Origin of the sequence: Flavivirga aquatica (genome assembly GCF_001747085.1) — a bacterium.
Classification (GTDB): Bacteria; Bacteroidota; Bacteroidia; order Flavobacteriales; family Flavobacteriaceae; genus Algibacter_C; species Algibacter_C aquatica.
The window spans coordinates 56,053-70,710 of sequence record NZ_MDJD01000028.1 but is presented as its reverse complement, the minus strand read 5'-3'; the positions used below and the strand labels follow the sequence as shown (position 1 = coordinate 70,710).

Genomic DNA, 14,658 nt, shown 5'->3' with positions numbered 1-14,658 from the left:
CAGCAAAAATAGTAGAATTAATGTAAAAAATTAAAATAAAGTTGTATAATTGCATTAATAATTCACAACAACCGCTAAAACAAGTGGTTAATTCTTCAGAATAAAAATCATTTTTTTTCAGAATTACTCAAATTTGTATTCAACATAAATATTCAATTAAACGTCAATGTTTGAAATTTCACAATTAAAAGAAAAGAAACTCTCTGACTTACAAGAGATTGCAAAAAAACTGAACGTTCCTAAATATCGTTCATTAAAAAAATTAGATTTAGTATATCAAATACTAGATCAACAAGCTACAGATCCTAAAGCAGTCAAAGCTGTTGTTTCTCCTACTGAACCAGCAGAAAAGAAAGAAGAAATTAAAACAGAAAAAAAACCCGAACCTAGAAAACCTAGGCAACGTGTTCAAAAACCTGTAAAAAATACGTCTATAAAAAGCGAAGAAAAAGCCCCTATAGAAGAAATAAAAGAAGAAATAAAGGTTGAAGCAAAAGAAAACATTGCTCCTCCTCAAAAGCAAAAGAAAGAGGTAAAAAAACCCGTTAATACCCCAAGACCAAGACCTCAAACCGATAATCAACCAAAGCCTAACCCTAGAAGCCAACAAAAGAGCATACACAAAAATCAAAAAAATGGCAATATAGATAAAGGTAATAAAGATAATAGAAACCGATATAGAGAGCCAGACTATGAGTTTGATGCGATTATTGAAAGCGAAGGCGTATTAGATATCATGCAAGATGGTTATGGTTTTCTGCGTTCATCAGACTACAACTACCTATCATCACCAGATGATATTTATGTATCTCAATCACAAATTAGATTGTTTGGTTTAAAAACAGGTGACACCGTTTTAGGACATGTACGTCCTCCCAAAGAAGGCGAAAAATATTTCCCTTTAATTAAGGTGAGTAAAATTAATGGTCAAAGTCCTAATGTAGTAAGAGATCGTGTATCTTTCGAGCATTTAACACCTTTGTTTCCTCAAGAAAAATTCAATTTAGCAGAAAAACAAAGTACTATTTCTACTAGAATCATGGATTTGTTTGCTCCCATAGGTAAAGGACAACGTGGTATGATTGTATCACAACCTAAAACAGGTAAAACCATGCTACTTAAAGATGTAGCTAATGCTATAGCAGCAAATCATCCAGAAGTATATCAAATGATATTACTTATAGATGAACGTCCAGAAGAAGTTACAGATATGCAGCGTAACGTGCAAGGAGAAGTTATTGCATCTACTTTTGATAAAGAAGCACACGAACACGTAAAAATTGCAAATATTGTTCTTGAAAAAGCAAAACGCTTAGTAGAATGTGGGCATGATGTTGTTATTCTTTTAGACTCCATTACACGTTTAGCCAGAGCATATAATACAGTACAACCAGCCTCAGGAAAAATATTAAGTGGTGGTGTCGATGCTAATGCATTACACAAACCAAAACGATTCTTTGGAGCTGCAAGAAACATTGAAAATGGAGGATCTTTAACCATTATTGCAACTGCGCTTACAGAAACAGGCTCTAAAATGGATGAAGTTATCTTTGAAGAATTTAAAGGAACAGGTAACATGGAGCTTCAATTGGATAGAAAAATTTCTAACCGTAGAATTTTCCCTGCCATTGACCTTACTTCATCAAGTACAAGAAGAGATGATATATTATTAGATAGTAATACTATTCAACGTATGTGGGTAATGCGTAAATACCTTGCAGACATGAACCCAGTAGAAGCTATGGAATTTATAAATGAACGTTTTAAACAAACTAGAAATAACGAAGAATTTCTAATTTCTATGAATGGTTAAAACCATAAAATAAAAACTTACCCCTCTTTAGGAGTTATAAATATCAAAAGCCTTAACCATATCAAGTTAAGGCTTTTTACTTTTAAGAATTTATTTAAATAATTATGGCGTTACCACAAGGGTCGAGCTATTCATTACAAGTCCTCACTCGTACCTCGCTCTGGGCTTTCCACTACTATCTCTAACGCAACTAATAATTACAATTAATAAACTTAATAATATGTAATCCTCAATAACTTGATATATTTAACTCGTAAACATTTATAAAATATATGGTAACCTATTTTGAATATAAATGAATACAAAAAAACACTAACCGCATAAAAAATAAATCTAAAACAACATAAAAAAACAATATTATCTATTATTATGTTGAGCATAATATTAACATCTTGCAAAGAGAACAATGCAACAGACAAAACCTTAAAAGAACAAGATTCCCCTAGTCAAATTCAGACTAAAAAAAACACAGGAAAATCAAAAACAACGAACAATAGAAGCATAGTATCTAAAACAAATATTTCAAAAAACCAATTTGAAAGTTCTATTCTAGATTTTCAAAGCTGTAAATCAATAAGTAAAAATCGATTAGATTGTAGAAATCAGATTTCTAAATTTATTGGAGAAGTATATCACATCAACGATTTTAAAGATAAAGACAATGATTATATAATTTTCGACAGCATACAACCTATTATCAAACGGTCAAAATCATGGAAAAACCTAGGAGCAGTTACTTAATCAAAAACACATCGATCAAGCCGTAAAACATGCTAATAATGGCGGACTTGCTTTAGCTATCGATACTTCTCAATCTTACGGACATATAGTAATTATACAATCTGGAAGCACTCAACATTCAGGATCCTGGAATATGAAACTGCCTAATGTATTCTCATTATCCAATTGCAAACCAACAGCATCTTTTTATAATAAGTCATTAGCATATGCTTTTAAGAAAAGTGATGATTTGCAAATTTACATTCGACAATAATCTCCTTAGCAACTTAAATTCAGTATAGATTAACCTTTCAAAAACACAAACTCAAGAATTTTCTAGTAATTAAATAGTGTAACATTTACACGGCTTAAATACAAAATTATACACTTTTTACACAAGACAAACTCGATGACTCAATAGTCAAAACATAGCAAACAACTAAAAACAAGCGATTTAAAAACAGTAAACATTTAATTATTATTCATGGCATGTTTATTTCTCTATTGTTATAGAAACAAACAATAATTTAAACTTTAAAAATCATGAAAAAATTAATTTTAACTGTAGCAATTTTAGCTGGTGGTATTTCAACTTTTGCTTTATCAAATAACATTTTACCAACCGAAACTATAACTATTTTAAATCAGGAGTTCAAAGAAATCACTATTAACGAATTACCAACAGCTGTTACCAATGCCATTCTAAAAGATTTTCCGTCAGCGACCGTAAGTAAAGCTTATGTAAATAATAAAGGTCAATACAAGTTAATACTATCTATAAAAGAAGAATCTAAAACCGTTTACGCAAATGAAAAAGGAGAATGGTTAGAAGAAACAGATGCTAAATAAAAGGTAAGATAATATCTAAAAGTTCAATTTTTTTTTCAAAAGGACGTTTTAAATTAAAACGTCCTTTTTTATGCTTTTTAAATCCCTCTTGTATATAAAAGGTCGATATATAATTTTAAACTATCACCTAAACATTTTTGTAATATGAAATATATCTTATTAGTAGAAGATGATGTGACCTTTTCTAAAATGTTAAAACAATTCTTAGAACGTCATGGATATGCTGTAGACCTAAGTTATGATATCCATAAAGCCTCCGAATTACTAAAAAAACAAACCTACGATCTCGTTTTTACAGATTTACGGCTTCCAGACGGTAATGGGATTACATTCTTAAAACAAATTAAAAATAACAAACAACCTATACCTGTAGTTTTAATGACCAGCTATGCCGAAGTGTCTACCGCAGTACAAGCTATGAAACAAGGGGCATTCGATTATATTTCAAAACCCTTTAATCCAGACGAAGTACTAGAAGTTATTAGTAATGCCTTAGAAGAAAAAAAATCTCATCAAATAGCTCCTGTAAATAGCTCTAGAAAAGATAATATTAAATCTAATTTAGAATTTGTAGAAGGCATCAGTGCTGCATCAAAAACACTAAATGAATATATTCATTTGGTAGCACCTATAAATATGTCCGTATTAATTATTGGAGAAAGTGGTACAGGAAAAGAAGTTGTTGCAAAAAACATTCATTTAAAAAGCTCAAGAAGTGATAAACCTTTTATTGCAGTAGACTGTGGAGCTATACCAAAAGAGATAGCATCAAGTGAGTTTTTTGGACATAAAAAAGGATCATTTACAGGAGCAACCAATGATAAAATAGGCCATTTTGAAGCCGCCAATTTTGGTACATTATTTTTAGATGAAGTCGGTAATTTAAGTTATGAAAACCAAGTACAACTATTAAGAGCATTACAAGAAAGGAAAGTAAAACCTATTGGCAGTAATGAAGAAGTTCTGGTTGATATTCGTTTAATAACAGCAACTAACGAAGATTTATTAAGTGCTGTTGAAAAAGGAGATTTTCGAGAAGACCTTTATCATCGTTTAAACGAGTTTTCTATAAAAGTACCAAACTTAAAAGATCGAAATGATGATCTCATTCTTTATGCCGATTTCTTTTTAGATAAAGCTAACAAGCAACTAAACAAATCTGTAGTAGGTTTTTCAAAAGACGTGCTAACACTCTTTCAAAATTACCACTGGCCAGGGAACTTACGAGAGCTTTCCAATATTATTAAACGTGCTACCTTATTAACACAAACTGAAATTATACACAAAAATGTTTTACCAGATGAATTAGTTTATATAAAAGAAAAACATATGCTATCAAATAAGTTCTCTACCAAAGAGAATGAAAAAGAACTCATTATAAACGCCCTACAAGAGGTTAGTAATAATAAAACTCAAGCAGCTAAATTATTGGACATTACAAGAAAAACACTTTATAATAAAATAAAGGAATACAATATTAATTAGTGTAAATCTCTAATGATTCTATAAAATCATTTAATTCCTTTATAAAATCAGTAAAAAGTACACTATCAATAGTATTACTCGTTTCAAAGGTTTCTAGAAATGAAATAACTGTTTTTACATCTAATTGCTTAAACATACTAAGCATTTTATGAGTAAGATCATTAAATGTATTTATATCATTATTTTTTTGTGCATGCTTCAATAGTAAAATATTCTTTTTCGTGTCTTCTAAAAAAACCAGCAATGTCTTTTTTACTGCTTTATCATCATTACATAAGAAAGACTCTATAGAAGCAACACTAAACTTTTCAGTTGTATTGTTATTTTCCATTTTTTTAGTGCTAGCTACCAATAAACTTGAACCAAAAAATTGCTGTAAAAGACCTTGAAGTTTATCAGGATGAAAGGGCTTAATTAATACTCCAGAAAAACCACTATTAATATAATCTTCTACAGACATATTTACTCTTCCTGTCATTGCAATTATAGGCTGTTTATTATAAGATGGATGATTCTTAAGTGTTTCCATAAAGTGAATCCCATTCATCTTAGGGAGCTGAATATCAGTCAACACCAAATCATAAGAAATTTTATCAATAGTTTTCAAAGCAGTTTGAGCATCACCAAAAATATAAATTTTAACACCATATTGTTTAAAAATATCGTTTAACAACTGTCGCATAGAAACATCGTCTTCAACAACAACAGCTTTCAAATTATAAACAGCTTCAAGTTTAAGTGGTTTAGGTTTACTTAAAGACTTTCGTGAAAAAACAACAGGAATCGTCAAAATAAATATACTTCCTTTACCTAATTCACTTTCTAAAGTTAATGTTCCCGCCAACAGTTCTGCTATTTTTTTTGAAATAGTCAAGCCTAAGCCAAATCCATTTTTCGCACTTTGGTTACTATTATCTCCTTGAGTAAAAGCTTTAAAAATAGTTTTTTGTTGCTCCTTACTTATTCCTAGTCCTGTATCTTTTACAAAAATTTGCAATGTCTTTTTATTATTAACATCTTTCAAAAGACTTTCAACCGTTATGGTACCACGATCTGTAAATTTACATGCATTTACAACCAAATTATATAAAATTTGCTTCATCCTAAATGGATCACTAATAATAGGATAGCTAATAGTCTTATCATGTTTTATCTCGAAGGTGATTGATTTATTTTGAACTAAATTTTTAGCATTCAAAATAATTTCATCTATATGTTTTTCCAAATCAAAAGGAATCGATTCTATAGATATATTACCGTTTTCTAGTTTTGAAAATTCTAAAAGATCATCAACTAATTGTCCCATATAAGCTGAAGCATTTTGAACATGTTCAACATAATTTTTTTCTTTAATAGAATTTACAGATTTTTGAAGTAATTCACTATAACCAGTAATCGTACTCAAAGGTACCCTTAAATCATGACTAACCATCGAAATTAATTGTTCCCTACTTTTTAAAAGAGAAGAAGTCGTTTTATTAGCTTGTTCCAATTCTTTACGATAATGTTGACTTTTCAAAAAATCGTTTAAAATAATAGCCGAAAAAATAATTATGATAATAAAACTAATACCTACAGCTAATAGAATAATGTTTCTACTACGATTAAATGTTACCTCCCTTTGATTATTAATACTATTAGAATAAATAACAATATCTTCTTCTAAAGAACTCAGTAATTCTCTCAATTTTCTAAAAATGGTTAAGTCATTTTCAATCAACTCACGCTCCTTTTTTTGTAAAGACCTTCGTTGGTTACTACTCTCTTTCTGCGCAACTTTTAACATATTCTTAGAAATAGATATAAGTGAATCTATCTCTTTTTGATCTACACTATTAATAGAATCTTTAGGATTATACTTATTAAGTATCCTAACATATTCTTCTAAATTTTTACGCGTTTTTCTATCTAAAGATTCTGGATTCACTACAAAATCTGTAATCGAGACTTTTCCTAAAAGATAGTCAATGGAACTTAACTTATTTATTGCCTTATTTATAGACTTATCGGAATTATCATTACGTTTTAATTTTTTTAAATCTGTAATATTTTCAAGCTTTTTATTAATCACTAACTTAATACTATCTAAAATAATTTTTTGCGAACCATGCTCGACAATAAAATTTAGAGAGTCAATTTTTAATAACAACTGTTCATTTTCATAAACATAAGCATTAAATTTTTTAGTAGAGTTTAATTGAATTGCAGCCCTTGCTAAGCTTTCATTTTCATAAATATCGGCAATTAAACTTCCGGTTTTTACAATTTTACCCCGATCTACAATATCTTGACTTTGAATTTGAGTAAAGTTTTTTATTTCTGTAAGCACTAGCCCTCCCGAAATAGTGGCGAAAATACCAATAATAATATAACCTATTAAAACTTTAAGAGTAATCCTATGCTTATAAAACTTCATGATATATATACGATCTTATAAGCTAATAAGATCACTTTTAGCTAATACATATTACAAAATCTAATTTCTATTTTTTTAATGAAGCCCTTGATATACATTCAATTCACAAACTAACTTTTTGACTTGACCCCGAATATTTTAGGAAATAGAGAAAGTCAAGGTGAATTCTTTAATAAAAAAAGCCTTAACATAAATTTATGCTAAGGCTTTTTTTATTTTTAAAATATTACTCTATAATTAATATTTCATTAAAAGGTCTCTATATTCTTTTAAGTCGGATATATTGATTTTATTATCAAGATTTTTTATAAGTGCTATTAAATACTTAAGACTTTCTACAGGAGAAACTTCTACATTTTCTTCCATTGAATCCTCTTCATTTATAGGTTCATCGTCAAGAATAGGTATAAGAAAGGAATCATTTTCTTCTATATGCTCATAAGTATACCTAAGAACCTTTACTACTAGTGGAATTTGCTCTGCTATAGCATAAGTTCTTAGTTCTTTAATATCGTCGATTAATGTCTCTGTATTGATACCTGTAGCATCAAGGTTTTCAAGAATTTTATCGATTAATTTAATTGCTTTTCTATTTTCCAAAGGATTAATATTATATGAATGATTAGCTTATATATTTTGCAAATTTATATGTTTAGAAATCAAATACAGTTACTTTTTTTAAAATTTTGTAGTATTTTAAATTGAATATTTTTAACAATCATTTTTGTACTAAAATTAAATACAATAAAACAAAAAAGCCTTTCATTTCTGAAAGGCTTTTAAAAATTTAAATCGCATTAAAGTGTAGCAACAACATGTTTTGCTAAACCAGACTTAAGATTAGAAGCTTTGTTAGCATGAATAACATTTTTCTTAGCTAATTTATCTAACATAGAAATTACTGAAGGAAAAAATAATTCAGCTTCTTTCTTATCAGTTAACTCACGTAATTTTTTAATGGCATTACGAGTAGTCTTATGCTGGTACTTATTAGTTAATCGCTTAGCTTCATTACTTCTTATTCTTTTTAATGCTGACTTATGATTTGCCATTTATTTTTTTATCATTAAATATTGTAGCCCGTAGGGGAATCGAACCCCTCTTACCAGGATGAAAACCTGGCGTCCTAGCCGATAGACGAACGGGCCATTTAGTTTTTGAGAGCGCAAATATAGAACTTTTTTTTAAAATTTAATGTTTTTTAAATTGATTTTTTTACAGCTTTTGCAAAATTAAACAGAATAAAAAAACCTTTCATTTCTGAAAGGCTTTTCTAATATTTTAAACTTTAAAATGTATTAAAGTGCGGCTACATGTTTAGCTAAACCAGATTTAAGGTTAGAAGCTTTGTTAGCATGAATAACATTTTTCTTAGCCAATTTATCTAACATAGAAATTACTGAAGGAAAAAATAATTCAGCTTCTTTCTTATCAGTTAACTCACGTAATTTTTTAATAGCATTACGAGTAGTCTTGTGTTGATACTTGTTAGTTAAGCGCTTAGCTTCGTTACTTCTTATTCTTTTTAATGCTGACTTATGATTTGCCATTTGTTCTTTTTATTATTAAAATATTGTAGCCCGTAGGGGAATCGAACCCCTCTTACCAGGATGAAAACCTGGCGTCCTAGCCGATAGACGAACGGGCCATTTAGTTTTTGAGAGCGCAAATTTAAAACTTATTTTTAAATTTGCAATACTTTTAAAACTTTTTTTTCAAATAACTTTGCAGTGATTTCATTTCCTCATTGCGGTTGCAAAGATACAACTGTTTTTAAATGCTGCAAGCTCTATTTGATTTTTTTTAAAAAAAATTAATCACACTAATTTAAATACAACAAATCCCCCTAGAGTCAATGGTATCATAAAATTAAAACCACTATAATACAAGTTTTATTAGCTAACTTAGTATCATTAAGTTAAATCTTAAATATATTAAAATTATATAAAGGACTATCAAAAACAATAAAAATAAAGGCTCATTTTCAATAGCATCCCAACTTTAGCTTATCTTTTTTAATTTACTTACCTTATAAGTAGTATATACCCGCTAGTATATAATTAAGTTATTTAAAACGTGCCTTAAATAATCTATAATAAATAATTTAATATGCTTTAGCAAATAACACTCTACGTTTTGAAGGCTTTCCAGAATACACACAAGTGCCTTCTTCTTTTTTTCCTTCTAAAGGTATACAACGAATAGTTGCTTTAGTTATTTCCTTTATTTTATCTTCTGTTTCTATGGTTCCATCCCAATGAGCAGATATAAAACCTGTTTTTGTTTCTAAAACCTCTTTAAAAGCATCAAAAGTATCTACTTCTGTTATATGATTGTTTCTAAAGTCTAAAGCTTTATTAAATAAAGATTCTTGTATCTCGGCTAATAGTTTTTCTACTTTTTCAGTTAAATCACCTAAAACAACAACTTCTTTAGTTAATGTATCTCTACGAGCTAGCTCTACGGTTCCATTTTCTAAATCTTTTGGACCTATAGCTATTCGCAAAGGCACTCCTTGTAATTCATGTTGTGCAAACTTAGCTCCTGGTCTATGAGTTGTTCTATTGTCGAATTTAACAGTTATATTTTTAGCTCTAAGATCTTTTAATATACTATTAGCAACTTCTGTTACAGCATTTAAATCCTCTTCACTCTTATAAATAGGAACAATAACCACTTGATTTGGTGCTAAACTTGGAGGTAACACTAATCCTTGGTCGTCACTATGTGTCATGATTAAAGCGCCCATTAATCGAGTAGAAACTCCCCAAGAGGTAGCCCATACATAATCTTGTTTACCTTCCTTATTTGCATACTTTACATCAAAAGCCTTAGCAAAATTTTGACCAAGAAAATGTGATGTCCCTGCTTGTAACGCCTTTCCATCTTGCATTAAAGCTTCAATACAATACGTTTCATCTGCTCCAGCAAAACGTTCACTTTCTGTTTTTAAACCTTGTATAACAGGAATAGCCATGAAATTTTCAACAAAAGTAGCATATACATTATTCATTAACTCAGCTTCAGCCACTGCTTCTTTTTTAGTTTCATGAGCTGTATGTCCTTCTTGCCATAAAAACTCAGCCGTACGTAAAAACAAACGTGTTCTCATCTCCCAACGTACTACATTTGCCCATTGGTTTATTAAAAGTGGTAAATCTCTATAAGATTGTACCCATCCTCTAAATGTGTTCCATATAATAGCTTCACTAGTTGGTCTTACAATAAGCTCTTCCTCTAACTTGGCTTCGGGATCAACTCGTAATTTCCCAGGCTTATCAGGATCATTTTGTAGTCTATAATGTGTTACAATAGCACATTCTTTTGCAAAGCCTTCTGCATTTTTTTCTTCTGCTTCAAATAAACTTTTAGGTACAAATAATGGAAAATACGCATTTTGATGACCTGTTTCTTTAAACATTTTATCCAATTCAGCTTGCATTTTCTCCCAAATCGCATAACCATAAGGCTTAATAACCATACATCCTCTAACTGCCGAATTCTCGGCTAAATCAGCCTTGACAACCAATTCGTTATACCATTTAGAATAATCTTCTGCTCTACTAGTAAGTTTTTTACCCATATTAATGTTTTGGCACAAATTTTGTGACTATGTTAAATAATAAAATAGTTCAGCAAAACTAACTATTTTTGTGATGTTCAACAATAAAATTCTAGAGATATGCAATTTAACAGCTACTTAAATAAAAAAATGCCATTTGTAGCCTTTTTAGGTTTACTACTTGGCTTAGTTTCATGTGGTTCTTATCAATACGTTGGCGTAGACAGTGACGGCATTTATGGTGACACTGTAAAACAACAAAATACACCACATGAAAACGCTGTTGTTGAAACGCCAAACAAACCTAGTAACAATTATTATACAAATTACTTCAAAACAAAATCCATTGAAGCTGAAAGTTTAAATGAAGACGATGCTATTTTTACTGATATCGATTCATATGAAAGTACAAACTATGCTCAAAATGACACTATAGATAATGACTATCAAGGTTATGCTGGTTGGGGTCAAGAGAATAGTAATGTTACTATTAATTATATAGACAACGGTTTTAATAATTTTGGCTGGAATACTGGATTTGGTTGGAACGCTGGATTTGGATGGGGAAATAGATGGAATAATTGGGGCTATAATAATTTTTGGTGCCCTCCTTTTTATGGTTATAATAATCCGTGGGGCTATTATGGAGGATATTACGGGTATGGTTATAGAAATTATGGATATCGTGGGTATTATAATAGATATAATAATTATGGATACTACGGTAATAGATATTATAATGCAAGAAACACTTCTTACAGCTCCAGCAGAAGAAGTTCTTACATAGCTAGCAATTCCAGAGGAACAAGAAATACTAGTGGCAGACATAGTTCTGTAAACTCTACAACAGGTAGAACATCAAAATATACAACTACTAGAAGAAGAAGTAGTGTTAATTCCAATTACACAACAACTAATACAAGAAGAAGTTACAATTCTAATGGTACACGGGTATATAGCAATAATACCCAAAGAAGAACAACTGCCACAAGAACACCTTCTTCTAACTCAAGAGTTAGATCATCTTCCCCTACTGCGAGAAGAAATTCAAGCACAGTAAGAAGATCTTCTAGTAACAATAGAAGTTCAGGAAATACATATACAAGAAGATCACCATCGTCATCGTCAAGAAACTCTACTTACTCGCCAAGTAGAAGTTCAAGATCTAGCTCAGGTTCAATTTCAAGATCTTCAGGAAGTAGCAGAAGTAGTTCTGGAGCAAGATCTTCTGGAGGAAGAAGACGTTAATCAAAAAATAAATAGAAAACATTTTACATGAAAAAGTTAAATTTACTATTCATAGGTTTACTATCTATGTCTACAATTTACGCACAAGACATTAGTGATGCTCTAAGGTTTTCTCAAGATGAAATTCAAGGAACAGCTCGCTTTAGAGCATTAAGTGGTGCTTTTGGTGCATTAGGAGGAGACATGAGTGCTATAAGTCTAAATCCTGCTGGTTCAGCCGTTTTTATTAGAAGTCATGCCTCTTTTTCTTTATCAAATAGAGATATAGAAAACAACACACAATATTTTAATGGATTTGGCAATTCTAATGATTCCAATTTTAATATCAATCAAGGTGGTGCTGCATTTGTTTTTGCTAACAATAACCTTGAGTCTCCTTGGAAAAAATTCACTTTAGCTGTTAATTACGATAGAACAAATAGTCATGATGATGATTGGTTTGCTGTTGGAACTAATACCAGATCTTTAAGTCGCTACTTCCTTGAAATCACAGAAGAATATGAAGCGCCTTTTGGTACATTAAAATTAAGACAAGGAGAATTTCTTGAAGAAGCTTACTCGGATATTGGAACTATTCAAAATAATGGGTTTCTACTTCAACAAGTTTTCTTGGGATATTGGGGTGGAATCATTGATCCTGTAAATTTAGACGATAATACGAATGATGATAATTTAGATTACACTTCAAATTTAAGAGGCAACTCATTCAATCAAGATTATACATATGCATCAAATGGATATAATGGAAAAGTCTCTTTTAATGCAGCTGCTCAATATGAAAACAACCTATACATAGGAGTAAACCTAAACTCGCATTTTATTGATTATCAAAGATCAACATTATTATTAGAAAATAACTCTAACTCCAATTCAATTGTAACAGATTTAGAATTTGGAAATACATTATCAACTGTTGGTAGAGGGTTTTCATTTCAACTAGGGAGTATCTTTAAAATAACACCAGAATTAAGAGCTGGATTGACTTACGACTCTCCAACTTGGTATGTTATTGAAGAAGAAACTACTCAATCTATTAACTCTAATAATGCGGATACAGACATCGCTTTTATATCAGATATTATAAATATATACCCAGAATATAAGCTACAAACACCTGGGAAAATTACAGGAAGTTTAGCTTATGTATTTGGAAAACAAGGTTTATTAAGCTTTGATTATTCAAGAAAAAATTATGGTAGTATAAAATTCAACCCAGAATCTGATTTTACCGATTTAAATAGAGATATTGATGGCATACTTACCACTGCTTCAACCTATAAAGTAGGTGGAGAATACAAACACAAACAATTTAGTTTTAGAGGTGGTTATCGTTTTGAAGAAAGCCCTTATGTAAACGGTATTACCGTAGGTGATTTAAAGGGTTATTCTTTAGGTATTGGTTATAATTTTGGAAACACAAAATTAGACCTTACTTACGATCAATCTGAGCGTTCGTTTGCTACTCCCCTATACAATATTGGTCTAATAGATACAGTCTCTATAGACAGAACAAATTCTAACGTAACACTATCAATAAGTTTTAATATTTAAAACAGTTCAATTCATAATTTTTAAAGCTTGAACTATAAAGGTTCAAGCTTTTTTATTCATATAGTTTTTTAAATAAATCGAACATAGAATAAGACTTTTTAATACTTAAAACAGGTTAAATGTAATTTATTTAATAAAACGCAGACAAAGCAGTTATAATTATTTGTTAGCTAATACAAAACATAACAAAAGTGTTTTGTTTATCTTTGCAAACTCAAAATAAGATTCCTTTTGAATAATGAAAATTGAAAATAACTTAGAAGAATTTGAATCATTAGGAGATGACCATATTGGAACTTCTTCAAATACACCATTAAGAAGTGATGCTTTTAAACTCTCTAATGAAGAGAAAATTGACATCATAAAAGACGATGTTCGTCACATTTTGGAAACCTTAGGTTTAGATTTAACAGATGATAGTTTAAGTGGTACTCCTAATAGAGTCGCTAAAATGTTTGTTAAAGAAATTTTTGGAGGATTAAATCCAAAAAAGAAACCTAGCGCATCTACTTTCGACAACAAATATAAGTATGGTGAAATGCTAGTTGAAAAGAATATTACGGTATATTCAACTTGCGAACATCACTTACTACCTATCGTTGGTAGAGCACACATTGCATATATTTCTAATGGCACTGTAGTTGGTTTATCTAAAATGAATCGTATTGTTGATTATTTCGCTAAGCGACCACAAGTACAAGAACGATTAACAATTCAAATAGTTAAAGAACTTCAAGAAGTTTTAAATACAGAAGATGTCGCTTGTGTTATTGACGCTAAACATTTATGCGTAAATTCAAGAGGTATTAGAGATATTGAAAGCAGTACAGTGACTTCGGAATTTGGTGGAAAATTTAAAAAAGAAGCTACTCGTAGAGAGTTTTTAGATTATATCAAATTAGATACTACATTTTAAACGCATTTGTTTTAATAAAAAGCTATAAAATATTAGATTTGAAGTTGAATCCATAACTAACAAAATTTAAGAGCCGCAATTATTTTGTAGCCACTTAA

12 protein-coding genes and 2 tRNA genes are annotated in these 14,658 nt (G+C 30.0%); 7 read left to right on the top strand and 7 right to left on the bottom strand.

Annotated elements, in window-relative coordinates; all coding sequences use genetic code 11:
• Positions 1–166 precede the first annotated feature (166 nt).
• The 4 genes from rho to A8C32_RS05485 all read left to right on the top strand — a co-directional run bounded on the left by rho (position 167) and on the right by A8C32_RS05485 (position 4,867).
• On the top strand, positions 167–1,813 hold the full coding sequence (gene rho / locus A8C32_RS05500; RefSeq protein WP_069829440.1) for a transcription termination factor Rho: 1,647 nt from the start codon (positions 167–169) through the stop codon (positions 1,811–1,813).
• 369 nt (positions 1,814–2,182) lie between these two features.
• A complete protein-coding gene (locus A8C32_RS05495) occupies positions 2,183–2,554 on the top strand; it encodes a hypothetical protein (protein ID WP_069829439.1) in 372 nt (123 codons plus the stop codon).
• A gap of 522 nt (positions 2,555–3,076) precedes the next feature.
• Positions 3,077–3,382, top strand: a complete 306-nt coding sequence (locus A8C32_RS05490) for a hypothetical protein (protein WP_069829438.1) — start codon at positions 3,077–3,079, stop codon at positions 3,380–3,382.
• A gap of 144 nt (positions 3,383–3,526) precedes the next feature.
• The gene (locus A8C32_RS05485) at positions 3,527–4,867 is read left to right on the top strand and encodes a sigma-54-dependent transcriptional regulator (RefSeq protein WP_069829437.1); all 1,341 of its coding nucleotides are present in this window, start codon (positions 3,527–3,529) and stop codon (positions 4,865–4,867) included.
• Here A8C32_RS05485 and A8C32_RS05480 read toward each other — a convergent pair.
• The 7 genes from A8C32_RS05480 to proS all read right to left on the bottom strand — a co-directional run bounded on the left by A8C32_RS05480 (position 4,860) and on the right by proS (position 10,866).
• Positions 4,860–7,283: an ATP-binding response regulator gene (locus tag A8C32_RS05480; RefSeq protein ID WP_069829436.1), complete on the bottom strand. Its 2,424-nt coding sequence runs from the start codon at positions 7,281–7,283 to the stop codon at positions 4,860–4,862. The two genes, A8C32_RS05485 and A8C32_RS05480, sit on opposite strands and share 8 nt — an antisense overlap.
• A 237-nt stretch (positions 7,284–7,520) precedes the next feature.
• On the bottom strand, positions 7,521–7,883 hold the full coding sequence (locus A8C32_RS05475) for a hypothetical protein (RefSeq protein ID WP_069829435.1): 363 nt from the start codon (positions 7,881–7,883) through the stop codon (positions 7,521–7,523).
• A 197-nt stretch (positions 7,884–8,080) separates the two neighbouring features.
• Entirely contained in the window at positions 8,081–8,335 is a 255-nt protein-coding gene (gene rpsT, locus A8C32_RS05470; RefSeq protein ID WP_069829434.1) for a 30S ribosomal protein S20, read from the bottom strand.
• A 24-nt stretch (positions 8,336–8,359) separates the two neighbouring features.
• Positions 8,360–8,431 (bottom strand) — tRNA-Glu (locus A8C32_RS05465).
• Positions 8,432–8,581: 150 nt separating this feature from the next.
• On the bottom strand, positions 8,582–8,833 hold the full coding sequence (rpsT, locus tag A8C32_RS05460; RefSeq protein ID WP_069829433.1) for a 30S ribosomal protein S20: 252 nt from the start codon (positions 8,831–8,833) through the stop codon (positions 8,582–8,584).
• A gap of 26 nt (positions 8,834–8,859) precedes the next feature.
• A tRNA-Glu gene (locus tag A8C32_RS05455) sits at positions 8,860–8,931 on the bottom strand.
• A 456-nt stretch (positions 8,932–9,387) separates the two neighbouring features.
• Complete coding sequence (proS, locus tag A8C32_RS05450) at positions 9,388–10,866, bottom strand: proline--tRNA ligase (RefSeq protein ID WP_069829432.1); 1,479 nt, start codon at positions 10,864–10,866, stop codon at positions 9,388–9,390.
• A gap of 99 nt (positions 10,867–10,965) precedes the next feature.
• Here proS and A8C32_RS05445 point away from each other — a divergent pair, with 99 nt between their 5' ends.
• The 3 genes from A8C32_RS05445 to folE all read left to right on the top strand — a co-directional run bounded on the left by A8C32_RS05445 (position 10,966) and on the right by folE (position 14,560).
• The gene (locus tag A8C32_RS05445; protein WP_069829431.1) at positions 10,966–12,093 is read left to right on the top strand and encodes a hypothetical protein; all 1,128 of its coding nucleotides are present in this window, start codon (positions 10,966–10,968) and stop codon (positions 12,091–12,093) included.
• Positions 12,094–12,120: 27 nt separating this feature from the next.
• On the top strand, positions 12,121–13,644 hold the full coding sequence (locus tag A8C32_RS05440; protein ID WP_069829430.1) for an OmpP1/FadL family transporter: 1,524 nt from the start codon (positions 12,121–12,123) through the stop codon (positions 13,642–13,644).
• A 238-nt stretch (positions 13,645–13,882) separates the two neighbouring features.
• A complete protein-coding gene (gene folE / locus A8C32_RS05435; RefSeq protein WP_069829429.1) occupies positions 13,883–14,560 on the top strand; it encodes a GTP cyclohydrolase I FolE in 678 nt (225 codons plus the stop codon).
• Positions 14,561–14,658 lie beyond the last annotated feature (98 nt).

Bases quoted from the DNA above. Each gene is read 5' to 3' on its own strand.
- A8C32_RS05445 (WP_069829431.1), top strand. From the start codon at position 10,966: ATGCAATTTAACAGCTACTTAAATAAAAAAATGCCATTTGTAGCCTTT.
- A8C32_RS05495 (WP_069829439.1), top strand. From the start codon at position 2,183: ATGTTGAGCATAATATTAACATCTTGCAAAGAGAACAATGCAACAGAC.
- A8C32_RS05480 (WP_069829436.1), bottom strand. From the start codon at position 7,283: ATGAAGTTTTATAAGCATAGGATTACTCTTAAAGTTTTAATAGGTTAT.
- folE (WP_069829429.1), top strand. From the start codon at position 13,883: ATGAAAATTGAAAATAACTTAGAAGAATTTGAATCATTAGGAGATGAC.
- A8C32_RS05490 (WP_069829438.1), top strand. From the start codon at position 3,077: ATGAAAAAATTAATTTTAACTGTAGCAATTTTAGCTGGTGGTATTTCA.
- rpsT (WP_069829434.1), bottom strand. From the start codon at position 8,335: ATGGCAAATCATAAGTCAGCATTAAAAAGAATAAGAAGTAATGAAGCT.
- rpsT (WP_069829433.1), bottom strand. From the start codon at position 8,833: ATGGCAAATCATAAGTCAGCATTAAAAAGAATAAGAAGTAACGAAGCT.
- proS (WP_069829432.1), bottom strand. From the start codon at position 10,866: ATGGGTAAAAAACTTACTAGTAGAGCAGAAGATTATTCTAAATGGTAT.
- rho (WP_069829440.1), top strand. From the start codon at position 167: ATGTTTGAAATTTCACAATTAAAAGAAAAGAAACTCTCTGACTTACAA.
- A8C32_RS05485 (WP_069829437.1), top strand. From the start codon at position 3,527: ATGAAATATATCTTATTAGTAGAAGATGATGTGACCTTTTCTAAAATG.
- A8C32_RS05440 (WP_069829430.1), top strand. From the start codon at position 12,121: ATGAAAAAGTTAAATTTACTATTCATAGGTTTACTATCTATGTCTACA.